Origin of the sequence: Anabaena sp. AL09, from assembly GCF_001672255.1 — a bacterium.
GTDB classification, from domain to species: Bacteria; Cyanobacteriota; Cyanobacteriia; order Cyanobacteriales; family Nostocaceae; genus Dolichospermum; species Dolichospermum lemmermannii.
This window is the reverse complement of the sequence record NZ_LJOQ01000106.1, coordinates 38725-57713: the sequence shown is the minus strand read 5'-3', so window position 1 is coordinate 57713 and position 18989 is coordinate 38725. Positions and strand designations below refer to the sequence as shown.

General features: G+C 36.3%; 17 protein-coding genes and 1 pseudogene. 10 read left to right on the top strand and 8 right to left on the bottom strand.

Annotation, left to right across the window (positions count from 1 at the left end; translation table 11 throughout):
* Positions 1–10 precede the first annotated feature (10 nt).
* Both AN490_RS21990 and AN490_RS21985 read right to left on the bottom strand, forming a co-directional pair.
* On the bottom strand, positions 11–727 hold the full coding sequence (locus AN490_RS21990) for a pirin family protein (RefSeq protein ID WP_300007032.1): 717 nt from the start codon (positions 725–727) through the stop codon (positions 11–13).
* Positions 728–920: 193 nt separating this feature from the next.
* A complete protein-coding gene (locus tag AN490_RS21985) occupies positions 921–1127 on the bottom strand; it encodes a hypothetical protein (protein ID WP_300007030.1) in 207 nt (68 codons plus the stop codon).
* Between the two features lie 235 nt (positions 1128–1362).
* Between AN490_RS21985 and AN490_RS21980 the strand changes: the two genes are divergently transcribed.
* The 6 genes from AN490_RS21980 to hemJ all read left to right on the top strand — a co-directional run bounded on the left by AN490_RS21980 (position 1363) and on the right by hemJ (position 8620).
* Positions 1363–2610 (top strand): OFA family MFS transporter, encoded by a 1248-nt coding sequence (locus tag AN490_RS21980; protein ID WP_300007028.1) that lies wholly within the window; start codon positions 1363–1365, stop codon positions 2608–2610.
* A 249-nt stretch (positions 2611–2859) separates the two neighbouring features.
* Positions 2860–4548, top strand: coding sequence for a TrkA family potassium uptake protein (locus AN490_RS21975; protein WP_148760148.1), 1689 nt, complete (start codon positions 2860–2862; stop codon positions 4546–4548).
* 271 nt (positions 4549–4819) lie between these two features.
* Positions 4820–5671, top strand: coding sequence for an alpha/beta fold hydrolase (locus AN490_RS21970; RefSeq protein WP_300007025.1), 852 nt, complete (start codon positions 4820–4822; stop codon positions 5669–5671).
* A 241-nt stretch (positions 5672–5912) separates the two neighbouring features.
* Positions 5913–6806: an adenine-specific DNA-methyltransferase gene (gene yhdJ, locus AN490_RS21965; RefSeq protein WP_300007023.1), complete on the top strand. Its 894-nt coding sequence runs from the start codon at positions 5913–5915 to the stop codon at positions 6804–6806.
* Positions 6787–7920: a restriction endonuclease gene (locus AN490_RS21960; RefSeq protein WP_300007021.1), complete on the top strand. Its 1134-nt coding sequence runs from the start codon at positions 6787–6789 to the stop codon at positions 7918–7920. The genes yhdJ and AN490_RS21960 overlap by 20 nt, the downstream gene beginning before the upstream one ends.
* 121 nt (positions 7921–8041) lie before the next feature.
* Positions 8042–8620, top strand: a complete 579-nt coding sequence (gene hemJ / locus AN490_RS21955; protein WP_148760141.1) for a protoporphyrinogen oxidase HemJ — start codon at positions 8042–8044, stop codon at positions 8618–8620.
* 67 nt (positions 8621–8687) lie between these two features.
* On the opposite strand, the gene AN490_RS21950 is transcribed toward hemJ, so the two are convergent.
* Both AN490_RS21950 and pyrF read right to left on the bottom strand, forming a co-directional pair.
* A complete protein-coding gene (locus tag AN490_RS21950; RefSeq protein WP_300007018.1) occupies positions 8688–9338 on the bottom strand; it encodes a hypothetical protein in 651 nt (216 codons plus the stop codon).
* 409 nt (positions 9339–9747) lie between these two features.
* Entirely contained in the window at positions 9748–10464 is a 717-nt protein-coding gene (gene pyrF / locus AN490_RS21945; protein ID WP_300007016.1) for an orotidine-5'-phosphate decarboxylase, read from the bottom strand.
* 597 nt (positions 10465–11061) lie between these two features.
* Between pyrF and AN490_RS21940 the strand changes: the two genes are divergently transcribed.
* Positions 11062–11292, top strand: a complete 231-nt coding sequence (locus AN490_RS21940) for a hypothetical protein (protein WP_300007014.1) — start codon at positions 11062–11064, stop codon at positions 11290–11292.
* Here the strand turns inward: AN490_RS21940 and AN490_RS21935 are convergent.
* A complete protein-coding gene (locus AN490_RS21935) occupies positions 11272–12042 on the bottom strand; it encodes a TSUP family transporter (RefSeq protein ID WP_213720021.1) in 771 nt (256 codons plus the stop codon). The genes AN490_RS21940 and AN490_RS21935 overlap by 21 nt on opposite strands.
* A 332-nt stretch (positions 12043–12374) precedes the next feature.
* Entirely contained in the window at positions 12375–13571 is a 1197-nt protein-coding gene (locus AN490_RS21930) for a fatty acid desaturase (protein WP_300007011.1), read from the bottom strand.
* Positions 13572–13767: 196 nt separating this feature from the next.
* Here AN490_RS21930 and AN490_RS21925 point away from each other — a divergent pair, with 196 nt between their 5' ends.
* Complete coding sequence (locus AN490_RS21925; protein WP_300007009.1) at positions 13768–15093, top strand: ATP-binding protein; 1326 nt, start codon at positions 13768–13770, stop codon at positions 15091–15093.
* 74 nt (positions 15094–15167) lie between these two features.
* Here the strand turns inward: AN490_RS21925 and AN490_RS21920 are convergent.
* Positions 15168–15284: pseudogene (locus AN490_RS21920) on the bottom strand (Uma2 family endonuclease); the annotation flags it as partial.
* Positions 15285–15431: 147 nt separating this feature from the next.
* Positions 15432–16622, bottom strand: a complete 1191-nt coding sequence (gene tyrS, locus AN490_RS21915) for a tyrosine--tRNA ligase (protein WP_300007276.1) — start codon at positions 16620–16622, stop codon at positions 15432–15434.
* A 173-nt stretch (positions 16623–16795) separates the two neighbouring features.
* Here tyrS and AN490_RS21910 point away from each other — a divergent pair, with 173 nt between their 5' ends.
* Together AN490_RS21910 and AN490_RS21905 are read left to right on the top strand one after the other, a co-directional pair.
* Entirely contained in the window at positions 16796–18745 is a 1950-nt protein-coding gene (locus tag AN490_RS21910; RefSeq protein ID WP_300007007.1) for a transglycosylase domain-containing protein, read from the top strand.
* Positions 18735–18926, top strand: coding sequence for a hypothetical protein (locus tag AN490_RS21905; RefSeq protein ID WP_300007005.1), 192 nt, complete (start codon positions 18735–18737; stop codon positions 18924–18926). The genes AN490_RS21910 and AN490_RS21905 overlap by 11 nt, the downstream gene beginning before the upstream one ends.
* Positions 18927–18989 lie beyond the last annotated feature (63 nt).

The window sequence follows — 18989 nt, the reverse complement described above, 5'->3', positions numbered from 1 at the left end:
AACTGAATACTTAACCTAAATCAAACAGTAATATTTCTGCATTTGAATTACTGCTAATTGTTAATTTCTCTTCTCCTGTAATTTCTACTCCATCTCCAGCTTTCAATTCGTGATTATTGAAAATTACTTCACCTTTAGCTATTTGCAACCAAGCATAACGATGGTTTTGGACATGATAATTTACCACATCACCTTGTGCTAAAATTCCCGCATATAAAGAGACATCTTGGTAAATAGTTACAGCCCCATCTCGTCCATCTTCTGCCGCAATTAAACGCAGTTTTCCCTGCTTCTCTGACCTAGGAAAAGCTTTTTGTTCATATCTAGGTTTTAGTCCTTGCTGATTTGGTAAAATCCAAATTTGCAGCAAGTGTAATTCTTCAGTTTGGGAAGGATTAAATTCGCTGTGCATAATTCCAGTTCCTGCACTCATAACTTGTGCTTCACCGGGAAGAATTACCGAACCTGTACCTAAACTATCTTTATGTTCAACCGCACCTGATAAAACATAAGTGAGAATTTCCATATCTTTATGTCCATGAGTCGGAAATCCTGCACCAGCAGCAATGCGATCATCATTAATCACTCGCAAAGAACGAAATCCCATTCGGTTGGGATCATAAAAACTGCTAAAGGAAAATGTATGATAACTATTCAGCCAATCAATATGATTATGTCCACGGAAATTGCCATCATGAATTACATAATTAATGGTATTTTGAGTCATGATTTCACATTGCTATTTAATAGACATCTTGCAGAATTCATTTTATGTTACAATTGGCGTTGCCCTTAATTTTATTCAAAAGTTAGAATTAAACGCCTATCTTGACATTTGCGATCACAACAATACCCAAACACACATAAAACCTAAAACCTGCAATTGTACCATAGAAACAATTGTGCAAGAGGTCTATAGGTTATAGGTCGGTCAAAATCAACCAAGGGTCTTGGTACTCAAAATCCCAAGGAGCTAACAATGTGCATTCAAGGGGGTTAGTTTTGAAGCAGATCACTTGACCTGACCAGAATAATCCAGGATTGGGAACAATATCAGCCAATGGTTGCCATTGATTCTGATCTGGTAAGAGGATGTTTGAAAAGTGGTATTCCGTAATTTTCATCACATTGCTACCCCCCTTAGTCCCAATCCAGTTCCCTCCCCTTTACAAGGGGAGGGTTAGGGTGGGGTAAAAAATATTTGATACATCAACCATAACTTTTCAAACACCCTCTAAACGATTTAGCTAATTTTTCACGCTAATCTATTTATTCACATCAATCTAAAAAAAGATTGGTGTTAATCTAGCCAAAAAGTGAGATACTGCAAAAAAATTATATATTCACCTCACATAATAACAAATGGAAAAACTACAATTATTTGGTATGCCTGCTGAGAAAGGGCGATGGCTACTGATACCTTTAAGTATAACTATCCTGCTGTGCTTGGGTACAGTTTATTCTTGGAGTATTTTTAGAAAACCTTTGGAAAAACTTCTTAGTGTGGGTGCAACTGATAGCCTATTACCATTTACGGTGCTGCTGGTTGTATTCGCAATTTTAATGCCAATCACTGGCTTTTATATCAATCGTTTTGATACTCGTTTGATTACAGGTGTTGGTGGTTTAATTACGGCAGTAGGTTATATTCTCTCTAGTTTGGGTGGCAATATTCCTACATTAACTATTACCTATGGTGTGATTGCTGGTATGGGTGTGGGTATCACTTACGGTGTACCGTTGGCTGTGGTGGCTAAGTGGTTTCCTGATAAAAAAGGTTTGGCTGTGGGCGCTACTGTGATTGGATTTGGTTTGTCACCTTTAATTACTGCACCTTTGGCCAAGTTTCTGATAGATGCTTTTGGAGTTCAGCAAACTTTTGTAATTTTAGGTATTGCTTTTGCAGTTATTATTACGGCTATTTCTACTGTCCTCACAACTCCTCCTCCAGGTTGGCAACCAGAAGGATGGACTCCACCCGGATCTGTGCAAACAAATTCTCACACGACAACTTCAGGATCAATTCTTCAGACTTCCAGTTTTTATGGCTTGTGGTTGTGTTATACCATTGGTTCTTTTGCGGGACTGGCAGCTATTGGTATTTCTAGTCCTCTAGCACAGGAAATTATTAAATTAGATGCAGCCACAGCCGCAAATACAGTTTCTCTGTTTGCTATTTTTAATGGTGCGGGACGGTTGTTTTTTGGGTGGTTTACGGACAAATTTACGCCAAAGTTGGGGGCAATTGTTTCCTTTGTTTTAATTTTGATTGGTTCGATTATGATGCTGAGTGCGGGTAAGGGCAGTGTACTCACTTATATAGTCGCTTTTTCGCTATTTTACTTGGCTTTGGGGGGTTGGTTAGCGATCGCTCCCACTTCTACTTTAATCATGTTTCAATCCCAAGACTATGCTAAAAATTACGGTATTGTCTTCACTGCTTACGGTATGGGGGCTTTGGGTGGAACTTTATTAGCTGGCAAAATTAGAGACATTTTCGGCAGTTACACTAATTTCTTTTATCCAACTGCGGGATTAGCCATTGTGGGAATTATTGTGGCTGTATTCATGCTGAAACGCACTTCTGCCAATGCCGATTTAGTAACATAATTTGTTCGTTTTCGACATCCCCTCTTTGCTTGTGCTTTCCCACATTAGTTAGAGGGTCGTCGGATTATTATGTGCATTTTCTAATTATTTTTAATTTTAATTCTCTATATATAAAGATAGTGTGTTCAGTTACAGTTATTATCCCGTTAGTTAAGCAAGAATAGAGATTATTGAATTCAATTCCAACTCCTGAATTCTTTTTTGATAACTGATATGTAGCCATTTATATAAATTTTATGCTGCGGTTTTATGAAACCTCGAATTATTGTTTGCGGCTTAGGGCGTACCGGATATAAAATATTTCGGTTACTGAGAGAACATGGGGCTTTAGTAGTAGGTATTCATCGCAAACCCGTTGCTGGTGAAACTGCTGCTAATGTAATTGTTGGTGAGTTACAGGCAGTTGCCACTTTGCAAGCAGCGGGAATTACCGAAGCACATACTTTAGTAATTGCGACTTCTGATGATGCCCTAAATTTATCAATCATGATGCAAGCACGGGTACTTAATCCCCAAATTCGGATTATTAACCGTTTTTATAATACGAATTTAGGTGAACGTCTTGATCAAACTTTGTCAAATCATTTAAGTTTGAGTGTTGTGGGTTTAGCCGCACCAGTATTTACCTTTGCCGCTTTAGGAAACAAAGCCATTGGCCAAATTAAATTACTTGAGCAAACTTGGCCAATTCAAGAAGAATATATTCACGAAAATCATGCTTGGAAGGGTAGAAAAATTAGCTGTTTATGGGAAGATCCAACGCGAATGCTGATTTATTATGTCCCTATCCAAGGGAAAATGAATGTAGTTTCAGCAGTGTTATTAGATCAACAATTAAAAGTAGGTGATCGCTTAATTATTGGCACTCAACCCCGCATTCGTCCACAACGTAAATCATTTATTAGAAAATTAATCAAAGCTTTTGCTAATATTAGGGAATTTCAGAAACACGCCCAATCAGTTGTCGGCATGGCAATAGCTTTATTAGTAATTATTTTACTCTCCACATTTACCTATGTTGCCAGTAAGCATAATCTCTCTTTTGTTGATGCTTTATATTTTGCTGTCGGCATGATTACAGGGGCTGGTGGTAATGATAAAGTCGTAGAAAATGCCCCTGATAGCATCAAATTATTTACCGTTGTCATTATGCTAATTGGGGCTGTGGTAATTGGGCTTTGGTACGCTACGCTGACAGATTTTATCCTGGGTAGTCGCTTAAAACAATTTTTAGACGCAGCGAGAATTCCCCAACATAATCATTATATTGTTTGCGGTTTAAGTGGTATCGGCATTAGAATTGTTCAACAATTACATCTGAGTGGCCATGAAGTAGTAGTAATTGAAACAGACGCTAATAATAGATATGTGACTACTGCTAGAGGTATGAGTATTCCTGTCATCCTTGCTGATGCCAGTTTTCGCGCTACTCTACAGTCAAGTAATATCAACACAGCTACCGCAGTTTTAGCTGTCACTAGCAATGATGCTACTAATTTGGAAATTGCTCTCAAAGCTAAGGCTTTAGCACCGAATATTCCTGTGATTGTCAACTATGCTGATCCCGATTTTGCTGGTATAGCACAACAGGTATTTGACTTTGAAGCTGTACTCAGTCCCGCTGAACTAGCTGCCCCTGCCTTCGCTGCTGCTGCCCTAGGTGGTAGGATTATTGGTAATGGCATTATTGCTGATAATTTATGGGTAGCTTTCGCCACCACAATTACACCAATACACCCTTTTTGTGATGAGTGGGTGAAAGATGTGGCCAAGTTGGCGGATTTTGTGCCTTTGTATGTGGAAATCAACCACGAAACTGTACAAGGCTGGGATTTATTAGAAACGATTCTCGCCCCTGGAGATGTTTTGTATTTAACCATGCCCGCTAATAGGTTAAATCAGTTATGGCGAGAAGAAGGAAAAGGTATTGGAGTTTAATTGATTTTTATGACAAGATAGTTCTTCCTCGTCACTTTAAATTATATCAGATTCCCAGCCGCAAGTCAACCCCCTTTATCTATAAAATGCGAAATTTTTTTCTTTTTTTGGTAATTATATTATGCCTACGGCACGCTGCGCGTTAACGAAGTTCCTCTGAAAGAGGCACGCGCAAAGGCGCAAAGGTTGAATTTGCTCACCTGTTACCTATTTGTAGGATGATAATGTAGCACTTGTACAGTGTTATTGCATTCCCAAATAGGAAAATAGCGTGTCAATTCAAGAACATAAAATTACGGTAGATTCTTTAGAATGGTTTTATCGGGAAGCTGAACCGATTGGGAGAACTGATTTAATCCCTGTGTTATGCTTACACGGGTTAGTTTCTCAAAGTTATAGTTGGAGAAATGTTATCCCCAGTTTAGCAGCACAGGGAAATAGAGCGATCGCACCGGACTGGATTGGTTACGGATTTTCTGGTAAACCCGAAAAACAGGATTTTGCTTATACTCCGGACGCATTTATCACAGCTTTGGATGGATTTGTTAAAGCTTTAGAACTAGAAAGATTTTCCTTAGTTGTCCAAGGATTTTTAGGTTCAGTTGGGTTACAATACGCCTTACGTCATCCTGAACAGGTTGCTAATATAGCGATTTTAAATACACCTATTTCCACAACAGCTAAAGTACCTTGGAAAATCAAACAAATGGGTTTACCTTTAGCTGGAGATATCATTACCCAAGATCCTTTGTTGGTTGATAGAACCTTGGAAGGGGGTAGTCGTTACCGCATTGAAGATGAAGATTTGGATATTTATAGAAAACCATTTTTGAAAAGTTCTGCTTCTGGAAGAAGTCTATTAGCAACAATTCGCAATTTCCAACTAGAAAAAGCGATGATAGAAATAGAAAATGGCTTTAAAGGATGGCAACAACCTATTTTAGCACAATGGGGAATGATTGATCCTTGGTTATCTGTAGATATGGCGGAAAGTTTTGTAAAATCTGTAGCTAATGGTGAATTAATCAAACTGAATAATGTGGGACATTATCCCCAAGAACATTATCATGAAGTGATTTTACAGGATTTATTACCATTTGTCCGGCGTTCCCAGTCGAATTAGTTATAAACCTGTGTTTCTTGTTCTCTGCTATCCCTCTTTTATGTATTTCTGAGAAGAAGGATAGTAAAGTCACATGATATATTACTTTATAGCAATTCCTATTCAAGTGAGGTAAAAGAAGTAATAATTAAACGCAGATAGACGCAGACAAACGCAGATGTTTTTGTACTTCTTTAGACGAGGAAATACTATATCAGTTTTTGATCTGCACATTCAAAATCTTTTCTACCTATTTAAAATAATGATTGAACAATATACAAATCAACAACATACCATCTTTCATGGTGATGCTATTAGCATTTTATCAAATCATATTGCTTCAGAATCAGTAGATTTAATTTTTATCGATCCTCCCTATAATATAGGTAAGAAATTTGGTAATTTCCATGATAAATGGGAATCAGAAGCAGAATATATAAATTGGTCATATCAATGGCTTGATGAATGTATTCGCATTCTCAAACAAAATGGTACAATTTATGTGATGACAAGTACCCAAGCAATGCCTTATTTTGATATTTACTTGAGAAAAAAATTAACTATTCTCAGTCGCATAATATGGCATTATGATAGTTCTGGAGTTCAAGCTACAAAATACTTTGGTTCAATGTATGAACCTATTCTTCATTGTGTCAAAAATAAAAATAATTATATTTTTAATGCAGATGATATCAAAGTTGAAGCAAAAACAGGCGCACAACGTAAATTAATTGATTACAGAAAATCAGTTCCTACTCCCTATAATACAGAAAAAGTACCCGGTAATGCTTGGTATTTTCCTCGTGTGAGATATCGCATGGAAGAATACGAAAACCATCCTTCACAAAAACCAGCGTCATTATTAGAAAGAATTATTTTAGCAAGTAGCCATGAAGGAAGCTTAATACTTGATCCTTTTGCTGGAACTTTTACAACTGCTGCTGTAGCTAAAGTTTTAGGTAGGGAATCTATCAGTATTGAACTACAAGAAGAATATCTAAAAATTGGGTTAAGAAGGGTTTTAAAAATGGCAGAATATAAAGGAGAAAAACTCTTACCACCACATAAAAACCATAATATCAAAAATAAAAATGGTAAAAAAGTAGATTTAGATTTTATCCAAGGGAGTATCTTTGATGCAAATACTACAGCATGATTTCACGAAAACAATAATTAATATTCTTAATAAATATTTTCCTGGAGATGGAGATATCATTTTAAACAATAGTCAATTATTACAATATATCAATCTTAAAACTAAAGCTGCAAATCGTGGTTCAAAATCAAGAGCCAGCTTTGCTAATCATTATGCTATATATGTTTTAATTGAAGATGATTTGCAAAATAACTTTCATATACAGAATGGCTATGAAGATTATGAAGGCGCACAATATACTACTCTATTAATGAGACAAAGAGAACTACCTTTTGGAAGGAAACTTCAAAATCATGCTCTAAATCATCGTTTAAATGAAGAATTTAAAAAATATTTTCGCACCTCAGATTATTTACCAATAATAAGAGATTCAACAACAAATAGATATTGGATTAATGAAAATCTTTTAAAAATCGAAATTGGTGAGCAATTAATCAATATTTCTGAATCTGTTAAAGATATCATTGATGCTTATATTCAAGCCAGAATGAAATCATTCAATGAATTCATGATTTATTGTCAAAAAATGATGGAAATTCAAAATCAGTCATCTGAAGCAGCAATTGAATTTATTAGAAGTCTATTAAAGTCAAATGTAGATGCTAGAGTATTTGAAATTGTGAGTTATGCGATTTTAAAACAGTATTATGCAGAGCAAAAAATATACTGGGGTTGGTCACAATATGAATTAAATGTTGATCATTTGATTTTGTATAAGACTGGACGCACAAATGCAAATGATGGTGGGATAGATTTTGTTATGAAGCCTCTGGGAAGGTTTTTTCAAGTTACAGAAACTTTAGATACGGGAAAATATTTTTTAGATATTGATAAGGTACAAAAATATCCAGTTACTTTTGTAATCAAAACTGAGGATAAAGTTGAATATTTACTCAAAAATATTGAGGAACAAGCCAGGATAAGATATCAAATCAAAGCTATTATTAAGAAATATATGGAATGTATAGAGGAAGTGATAAATATTCCAGAACTAATACTTCGTTTTAATAAAGTCTTAGATTTTCAAAGGGGTATTCAAGTAATTGAAGAAATAGTTTTACAAAGTCGAGTTGAGTTCAATATGGAAGAAGAAGTAGTTGAGGATGAAATATGATGATGATAAATATAAGATTTACACTTCTTAACCTACCTGCATCCTTGCTGTAAAATCACCATAACCTGATAATGAGAGTAGATGCAATCATTTGTAAATTGATGAAGGTAGGTTAGGATTCATGGCTTATTCGTGGTTTAAAGCATTTCATATTATTGGCTTTGTGGTTTGGTTTGCGGGGTTATTTTACCTAGTGCGGTTGTTTATCTACCACGTTGAAGCGAACCTTGAACCAGAACCAGCAAGAACGATACTGAAAAACCAGTATCAAATCATGGAAAAGCGTCTTTACGATATTATTACCACTCCAGGTATGTGCGTAACGGTAGCAATGGCCATTGGAATCTTATCTACAAACATGGAACTGTTACAAGAACCCTGGTTACATTTCAAATTAGGGTTTGTAGGGATTTTAATTGGCTATCATTACTACTGTGGAAGATTAATGAAGCAGTTAGCAGCGAATGAATGTAAGTGGACTGGTCAAAGTTTACGCGCATTAAATGAAGCACCAACACTTTTATTAGTTGTAATTGTGATGTTGGCGACATTTAAGAATAACTTACCAACGGATATTACAGCTTGGTTAATTTTTGGTTTAGTGATTTTCATGGCTGTGAGTATTCAACTTTACGCCAAAATCCGCAGACGCAATCAAGAAAAACTGACAGCAGAATTAAATCAAATTCCCCAAGGGTAATCATGTATTTCTTCCTTTGCGCCTTTGCTTCTCTGCGCCTCTGCGCGAAACAAAAACAATGATATGATTATCGAACACTGCCAGCTTGACAATCCCGTAACCATAGTTTAACACCTTGAGCGATCGCCCCGTTACTACTATTTCTCGGTGGTGCGATAGGTGGTTTGACTGGATAACTACCGTCTTGGGTAAACATCATTACCACAGTCCAACCAATGTTCGTTTTTGTCAAAAATAGCCTGTGAAATTCTTGTAATTCCACAGGTTTTTTGTGGATATATGTCCGTTCTAGGGTAGTAAAGAAAACCTGTTTTACTCCTTCGGCGTTATACTTATCCCCATTATCAATACTTGGATTTAATGGTAAAGGTTCAAATTCTGGTTTACCAGCAACTAATATATAGGAAAAAGTATCAACACTCCTGTTCAGAATACGCGCACGCTGGATAACACGATTAGTATAGCTAGGTAAATCTAACATTAGCTGAGTTGTTAAAGTTTCTAAACTTTGCTCAGAACAAGAATTACTAATTTTGGGATTTACAGGTTTGGGAGGAATATTTTTAGCATAAGCGGAGTAATGAAATCCAGGAGAAATAAACAGCCAGCAATTACAGGCTATCAAATATAAGCACCAAAAAGCAGGAGAGAAATTTACTTTCTTCTTCCTTTTGCTTTTTTCCTCTGGAATTCCTAAACTACAGTCAGGGTTTAGCATTGCTCATTTTTGCTACAATTGGTGTCTAATTAACGTAAAACATAAAACCGATTTGATTTAACAATACCTTGTCCAAATCGAAAAAAGTCTTGATTTGTAGGTTGGGTTGACGCAAGGAAACCCAACAAATGCGTCTGGTTGCGCTGTCGCTTAACCCAACCTACAAAAAATGGACAAGGTATTGATTTAAATAATCTATTTGCTCGTGATTAACTTACCCCAAAAAAAGGAAAAAAATAGTATTAAGAGGGTTGACAATTGATTTTGAATTTGTTATCATGAGAACGACGAGGAAGAACTATCTTGATAATTAAGTTTAGTTAGCCAACGTAGAAGAGTCTTTAGTCCAGGGAATAAATTCCCTGTCTCAGAGCTAAAGTCGGTTAAAACCGACTAGTTGTGGTCTATTTCATGAACCTATTTTTAACTCCTCAACAATCTGATTCCAAGCTAACTCAGGAACAGCAGCCGCAGTAATGGGACGACCGATAACTAGATAATCTGCACCCGCTGTGATAGCCTGGGAGGGAGTGAGCGATCGCTTTTGATCTCCCTTCTCAGCCCATGTTGGCCGCACCCCTGGACAAACCAGCAAAAAGTCTTTTTCACAACTTGCTCTTAATTGTTGCACCTCTTGGGGAGAACAAACGACCCCATTCAGACCAGAATTTTGCGCCAAAAGTGCCATTTCTAAAGCAAATTCTGGCAATTCTAAAGGAATTTTTAAATCAAACGCCAATTGTCGCGCCGAAATACTGGTTAACAACGTAATAGCGATTAATTTCGGTGGTTTTGTTCCGGCTTTTTCCGCCCCAATTTGCACCGCTTCCGCAGCAGCTTTTAAAGCATCATTACCACAAGTTGCGTGAATTGTCAATAAATCCACCCCATAACCAGCAGCAGCGCGACAAGCAGCGGCGACAGTATTGGGGATATCGTGAAATTTCAAATCTAGGAAAATTCGCTTTTCTTGAGATTTGAGGATTTCCAGAATCTTGGGACCAGTGCTAGTAAACAACTCCAAACCAACTTTCCAGAAAGTGACTTGGGGAAGTTTATCAACAAGAGCGATCGCACTCTCTAAATCTGGTACATCTAAAGGAACAATTATTTTTTCATCATTCATAATTCTGGTTATTACTTATTACATATTATCCAATTTATTATACTTTAATAGCGATGTTTAATATGACTACTTTTGAGTAGTTTAACAATTAGATTTACTTAATTAAAGCCTACAAGTGTTTAATAACATATAAATACTGTGTAATAGAGTACAACAAAAATTTTGCTCTTAACCCTGTTATTTCCTTAATTTATAAGTTTAAATTATAGATATTTGAAAAATAGTTTAAATATTTCTATCCTATAAAAATTAATATAACTTCATATTTATATTTTCTTAATATTTTATTGAGAATAATTTCTATTTATCAACGATCTTGCAATAGTTTCAGCGATTTGGTAAAATTTCAAAATCTAGGCGTAGTATATCAATTTTCTAAAATTGTAGGAAGTACAATCTGGAAATCCTTTATTTATAGGTATTTGAGAAATAGGGAAAGTGAGAACGGGGAAAATATTGAGGAGTGATAGAGAATTTTTTGGACAAATTTAGAAATACCTTGATGTAGTTTTGTAAAGCAACGTCAAGGGTGGGTTGAGAAAATAGACAGTTTATGATATGGCGATAATTGTATTCTTATCTATTTGAGGTCAAACAATGAAAGCTTTTGAAGTCATGGGAAAATTTGATGAAAAAGGTCAATTATTATTAGATAAACCTTTAGAAATTCATGCACTTAAACAAGTCAGAGTCATTATCCTTGTACCAGATGAAATTGAATCTGATTCTGATGATACCTCTGTTATGGAAATTAAAGCAAGTTTAAAAACAGCATTACAAGAAGCGAAAGCGGGAAAAAGAATACCTTTAGAAAAATTGACTCTTTAAAAACTCAAACAATAACTTAGCAGACATTAAAAAGCAGACAGAAACTACTACTGGTCGAATTAAAGCTGTCCCTTTTTCCAAAATCATTTTTGCGGCTATAGATGAGCCGATAATCTGGCCCGCAATCATGAAAATACCAATTTTCCAGTAAATCTCACCAAAAAAGACAAAATAAATCAAAGCTGAAAAATTACTGGTAAAGTTCAAAATTTTAGCATTTGCAGTTGATTTAGATAAGTTATAACCACATAAACTAACAAATGCTAAGGTCATAAATGTTCCAGTTCCAGGCCCAAAAAAACCATCATAAAATCCTAAGATTGGTGCGACGAAAACAGAAAAAGATATATAAGAAATTCGGGGTTTACGATCAACGATTCCAATGTTTTGTGAAAAAAGAAAATATAAACCCATTAATATTAACAATATAGGGATAACGCCCCTTAAAACTTCAGAATTAATAAATAATAACATTCTTCCACCTAAGACAGAACCTATGAAAGTTGTGAATAGCAATAATTTACTGTTATTTAAATTAACAATCCCTTTCCTTATAAAATATAATGAAGCAACTAATGTTCCACTACTTCCCTGTAATTTGTTAGTAGCCAATGCAACTGAAGGTGGGATACCAAGTATTAACATTGTTGGTATGGTTATTAATCCTCCTCCTCCTGCAATTGTATCTACCCAACCAGCAAGAGTTGCTACTAAGAATAGTAATATTTCAATTTGAATGCTAAATTCCATTTACGCAGATCTCCAAAAAACTTTTTTGGTCGTTTCTATATCGGCTAACAACATACTGTCTAAGGCCTCACAGTGGTGGCGTTTTCTGGAATATCCCGATATTCCTCACAAATTCAATGTATAATTCAAATCCGAGTGAATAGCCTTAAAACAGTAAAAAAAGATTATACCGAGACGAATCACGCTGATATAAATTACGCTCGGACACTATCTAAGTAACGACGAACTTTACCGATGCTATCGACTTAACGCTAAACCTACTTCCAAAAGGGGGGTTTCAGCCCGCCTTCACAAGCCATCCGCTTGTAATGGGTGGTTGTTGACTTGAAAAATTAAGTAGACTGTTTATAGCTTAGAGACTCAAAAGTTTTATTCATAGCTTCAATTAACCCCCAACTATGTTGATATTTCCATCCTAGCTCTCCAGTTTCAAGATCTTTTTGCCGTTCAAATATAGAGTTAGACCACTCTAAGTTTCTTGGGTAACGATGATGCCAATCATGACAAGGAGTATCACCAGTAAGAATTAAATATCTAGATGGCAAATGATAGAAAAATAGCCGTAGCCACCAGTGACTCCAAGCCATAAATTTTCTAATCCATGAAGTATTATAATCATAATTAGGAGTACGCTCACCACAGAAAATAGCTGCCGTCATCTGTTGTAAAATTTCTGAGTCACGTTCATGCGTATTTGGAAATTTATGTTCTACACATTGTCTTAGAAGGCTACTGGTTTCAAAAAAGATTGAAAGGGGAATAAGCCAAGCAATCAAAAAAACTAGCCAAGAATCGGTAATGACAATAATAATTAATATGCTAAACCAAAAAGCAATAGATAGTAAATTATCTTTCCAAGAGTTTGAAAAAAAACTTTCTTTAAGTCGAGAGTAAAAACGGCGTAAATAAAAGGAAGGGGAAATTATCGTTTTCATTAAGTGTCTCCAAGCCTCATCCACTGTCATTCCTAAACGAAAACCTACAGTAGTGATGAGATACTCATACGTTTCGTCTCCTAGTAACAATAAATTTTTTGAATGATGAGCTTTGATATGGCCTTTCTGGTAGTCTTTGAAATTAAGAGTCAATGTTAGGATAGAAATGAACGAGCCTAGCCAGATATTGAATTTTTTATATTCAAAAATAGAATAATGACTACAAGCATGCACAATAGTAAGTCGAAGTTTACGTAAACCGTGAATTGTCAGGCACCATCCTAAAGGAAGTAATAACAGATAAAAACCAGACTGATTTACAGATAAATCACTAACACAAATTCCTAAGATTAAGGCGAAAAAGGTTGACCATACATTACTCAACGCCGTTTGCTGATAAGATTTTTCACCTTGATAGGGTTTTGCCGTCAGATTAGTTAGTAAAGGTTGAAGCCAATTTGGCAAATCTCTTCGCATCGATTCTCTAACGTCATCTTCTAGAAGTTGTTCATTCAGATGACAATTTCTCGAATGGATCGATTCAATATTATCTGTTGCGAACCTTTTCATGACAACATTATAAGTTGGTAGCATAAATTACCTCTAAGTATCAATACAGCAAATTTTTAATTTTTGACCACAGGTTATATGTATCATCTTTTTTTATAATCCAAAAGACTGTTTAAGACTGTGTTTTGTAACGAACTGTCAAGGAAATGTATTAAAATAGCTTACAATGATGCGTAAGAATACGCTATAATTGCTGAGAATCTTATCATGACCTAATCTTATGGATGTTGCAGAAATTTTACAATTTGCTGATCAATTGATCTTAAATAAGACAGGAAAACGTTTAGATGATCTGCAAAAAACTGTAATTACAGGAGTTTATGATGGAAAAACTTATGAGACAATAGCGGATGAATGTCATCGCAGCGAAAGTCGCGTTAGAAGTGTTGGACGTAAACTATGGCAAATTTTATCAGAATCTTTAGGAGAAGATGTTAATAAGCATAATTTTTGTTGGACAATCGAAAGAGTAGCAAACAATCAGTTTATTTTAGGAAATAACAATATTAATTATTGCCATAATAATAAAGAATTTTCTGAAAATACAGAACAAGGTATTAAGAATCAACTCTATTATGATTTAACTATTGCTCCTAAAATTAATCGTTTTTGCGATCGCATTTCCGAAATTGATACTTTATTTAATTGGATATTAAACCAAACTACTAATTTAATCTCCATCTTAGGATTATCTGGTATTGGTAAAACCACACTCGTTAAAAGATTTATAGACTTACATCAACAAAAGTTTGAAGTTATTATTTGGAGAAGTTTAAAATTTCCAAAATCCCTAAATTTACTAATTAACGACTTATTAAATACTTGTCAACAAGAACCCAAAGCAACTATAAATGATAAATTAAAACAATTATTTGATATTCTCACAAATAAAAAATGCTTAATAATCCTTGATGATGTACAAAATATCTTTACTCCTCATCAATTTGCGGGAAAATATCAACCAGAATATCAAGATTATCAAACCTTATTCAAAATGATTACAGAAACCCAACATCAAAGTAGCGTCATATTAATGAGTCAAGAACAATGTCCAGAAATGGAATCTTTAGATGAAGAATTATATCCCATTAAGTCTTTAGAATTATCAGGACTAGAAAATATAGATATTCTCAAAAATACCGGATTAAAAGATGAAGATACTTGGTTAAATTTAATGATATTATATACAGGTCATCCATTGTTTCTAAAAACTATTACCATCTCAATTAAAAAGATTTTTAATGGTAAAGTTGGTGAATTTTTAGCAGAAAATGAATTAGTAATTACTCAAGAAATGCAATCTTTATTTAGTCAAATATTTAACAAAATATCACCCATTGAACAACAGATTATTTTAGCATTGAGTAAATGTAATCAACCTGTATCTAGAAAAGATTTAAAAATTACCTTAGAATTATCTTCTACTAATTTTATTAATGGGTTAGAATCTCTACAAAAAAGGTATTTAATTCACAAAATTATAGAGGATAACATATTTTTTCATTTATCTCCTATTTTCAGGGAATATGTCAGAAATTTTTGTTAAGATTACAGGACTTACGCAAAATATTCCTCAAAACCTCATTTCTCTGTGTTCTCTGTGCCTCTGTGGTTCGTTATTGGTTGCGCCATTTTAACAATTTCTCCACGATGTAATTCATAACGTATATCGGAATTGTCAGGAAGCCAGTTAACAAATTCCTCGAGTGTAACAATTTTAGTTAAGGTTTGAATCATGACTTTTAAGAATTATTGATAATGACAACATTATTAAGACTTACCCAGGAAGTAATCAAAAACCTAATTGTTTCGTAGGGGTAATTCATGAATTACCCCTACTTTCGTGATGTTTTCCGTTTTGCATTTTAAGCTGATAGCTGATAGCTACTTTACCAACCGCACAAAATTCTTCTTACCCACCTGTAACACCTTATCATATAAATCATCAGGTGTAAAAAAACTTAAATCCGCATCAGCAATCTTATCACCATTTATCCTCACTCCACCCTCCTGAATTTTCCGTTTACCTTCGGCTGTACTTTTACATAAACCGGTAGCACCTAAAATAAACGCTAATTTCGCAGGGAATTGAGGAATAGCAGCCACAGAATACTCCGGTAATGCTCCCTCCCTTCCACCAGTTTTAGCAGCCTCTCTAGCCTGATTAGCTGCCGCTTCACCGTGATATTGACTGACAATTTCCCAAGCTAAAAACTCTTGGGCGTAGCGCGGGTTTTCTGGCAGACTATCCAAAGGTAAATCCGTCAGCAATTCAAAATACTGCGACAGTAAATTATCTGGTATACCTTGAAGTTTTTGATACTTTTGGGAAGGATGTTCTCCTAAACCCACATAATTACCTAAAGACTTAGACATTTTTTGGACACCATCAGTCCCAATTAAAATTGGTAATAACAGTCCAAATTGAGGTTTTAGACCAAAATGACGTTGTAGATCTCGTCCCACAGCGATGTTAAATTTTTGATCAGTCCCTCCCAATTCCACATCAGCTTCCACAGCCACAGAATCATAACCTTGCATCAGTGGATACAGGAACTCATGGAGAAAAATAGGACTCTCTTGTTTATAACGTTCCGCAAAACCTTCCTTAGCCAACATTTGTCCGACCGTCATTGTGGAAAGTAACTCCAAAGTTTTCCCCAAATCTAGACGGGAAAGCCATTCTGAGTTATAACGGACTTCTAACCTACCGGGAGTATCAAAATCTAAAATAGGACGGACTTGGTCAAGATAAGTTTGGGCATTTTGTGCCACATCAGCTTCCGTAAGTTGACGACGCACCTCAGATTTACCAGTAGGATCACCAATTCGGGCAGTAAAATCACCAATAATCAGTACCGCTGTATGACCAGCATCTTGAAAAGCCCGTAATTTCCGTACAGGTATACTATGACCCAAATGAATATCTGCCCCAGTCGGGTCAATACCGAGTTTAATCCTTAACGGACAGTCAGAATTGAGTAACCGCTTTTCCAAACTTTCCGGATCATTATCACCATTATGGGGAAAAATTTCTGCCACACCACGATGCAACCAAGAGAAACTTTGCGTCATACTAAGAAATTCGCTATTAACTATACTTTCCACTCTAAAAGTTAAGGTTGTTATGTTCACAAACCAATTATCTGTTCTTTTTCCTGTCAGATTACTATAATTGCAAAAAATTAACTGTCTTTTTCCATTTAATGAATTACATTTAAATTTACAAGTGAGGAAGTGAGATCGCCGTGTCGTCTAGGACTTTTGCAAACAAACAACCACAAGAGAAGGATTCATCTGGATTTGAGTTTTTTAAGGGAGTAGGTCAGATAACTGGGGGTACGCTGCTATCCATGACACTCTTAACAAGCTCTATTGTGGCGGGAACACTGGTAGGTTTAGCCATTAGTTTCCGTAATTTACCAGATGTTAGACAAATAAAAAACTTTTTCCCCTCGGAAACAACTTACATATACGATATAAAAGGCAAACTTTTAACTGGCATCCACGGAGAGGCTAACCGAGAAGTAGTACCATTAAATAAAGTTTCCCCCAACCTCAAACGCGCAGTTTTGGCCAGTGAAGATGGTCACTTTTACGATCATCACGGGATTAATCCCACTGGTGTTGGCCGTGCCGTCATAGTCAACATGGTAGCAGGTGGAGTAAAAGAAGGTGGTTCTACCATCACCATGCAGTTAGTAAAAAACTTATTTTTGTCTCAAAAACGGGCATTTACGCGGAAGTTAGCCGAGGCTGTCCTAGCAATTCGGTTAGAGCAAATCCTCAGCAAAGAGGAAATTCTAGAAATGTACCTCAATCAAGTTTATTGGGGTCATAATAACTACGGTGTGCAAACAGCAGCCCGCAGTTATTTTAATAAATCAGCAGAATATTTAACTTTGGGTGAATCAGCCATGATGGCGGGTTTAATCCAAGCACCAGAAGAGTTTAGCCCTTTTGCAAGCATGAAATTGGCCAAACAGAAACAAAAGGAAGTTCTGGGGCGAATGATCGAATTGAATTGGATTACCCAAAAAGAATATGATGATGCCCTGAAACAACCAATTAAACTGGGTAAAATCAGGTCTTTTCAAGGTAGTGCCTCACCTTATATTACCAATACTGTAGCCCAAGAGTTGGCGAAAAAATTTGGACGTGATTCTCTGCTCAAAGGGGGAATGCGCGTCCAAACTACGGTTGATGCTAAATTCCAAGCAATGGCCGAAGAAACCGTTAGAGATTGGCATGAAAAGCTTCAGTCTCAAGGGTTGAATAAGAATCAAATGGCCTTAGTGTCAATTGATCCCCGCACCCATTTTGTGAAAGCCCTTGTCGGTGGTGTAGATTACAAAGCCAGTGAATTTAACCGAGCTACACAAGCTCAACGACAACCAGGCTCTTCATTTAAACCATTTGTTTACTATACCGCCTTTGCTACTGGCAAATATGCACCAGATAGCACAGTGATAGATGCTCCAGTCAGCTACCAAGATGGTAATAATAGGTACTTCCCAAGAAACTATGATGGTGGCTTTGCCGGAGCGATGTCAATTCGCAAAGCCCTCGCTCAATCTCGAAACATCCCAGTGATTAAACTTGGTAAATCGGTGGGGATGAATAAGGTGATTGAAACCTGCCGGACATTAGGAATTATGAGTCCCATGGAACCTGTTACCTCTTTACCTTTGGGTGCTATTGCTGTCACTCCCTTAGAAATGACTAGTGCTTATGCTACATTGGCTAATTATGGCTGGCAGTCACCACCTACAGTAATTGTCCGCATTACCGATAGTGCTGGTAATGTGATTCTCGATAATACACCTAAACCGAAACAAGTTCTTGATTCTTGGGCATCGGCAGCCACCATTGATATCATGACTTCAGTAATTACTGAAGGTACAGGTAAAAATGCTGCGATAGACCGTCCCTCTGCTGGCAAGACAGGAACTACATCCTCAGAAAAGGATATTTGGTTTATCGGCACTGTGCCGCAGTTAACTACTGCTGTCTGGGTGGGTAGAGACGACAGCAAACAACTGGCTCATGGAGCAACTGGTGGTGTCATGGTGGCCCCCATTTGGCGGGACTTTATGATGAAAGCACTCAAGGGTGTGCCTGTAGAAAAGTTTAAGCCTCCTTCTCAGTTTCCCCGTCCCAAATCAAATTTCAGTAGGGGCGAAGCATTTGGAAGATAAATTATCGGTCATTGCCAAAAATAGTTCTCCAAATGCTTCGCCCGTACAGTTGTCAGTTGTCCGTTGTCCGTTGTTCGTTGTCAGTGGGAGAAAGAATTTTCCCACTGCCTCCCCTGTTCCCAGTTATTTTGTTTGTTCCAATTCCGCTTTCATCCTTTCTAATGTCACGTTCATTGGTTGAGTCGAGGGAGGATATTATTCCTCGCCCCTCTCAGTTAGATCCGGGCGTGCGACTTTCACCGCA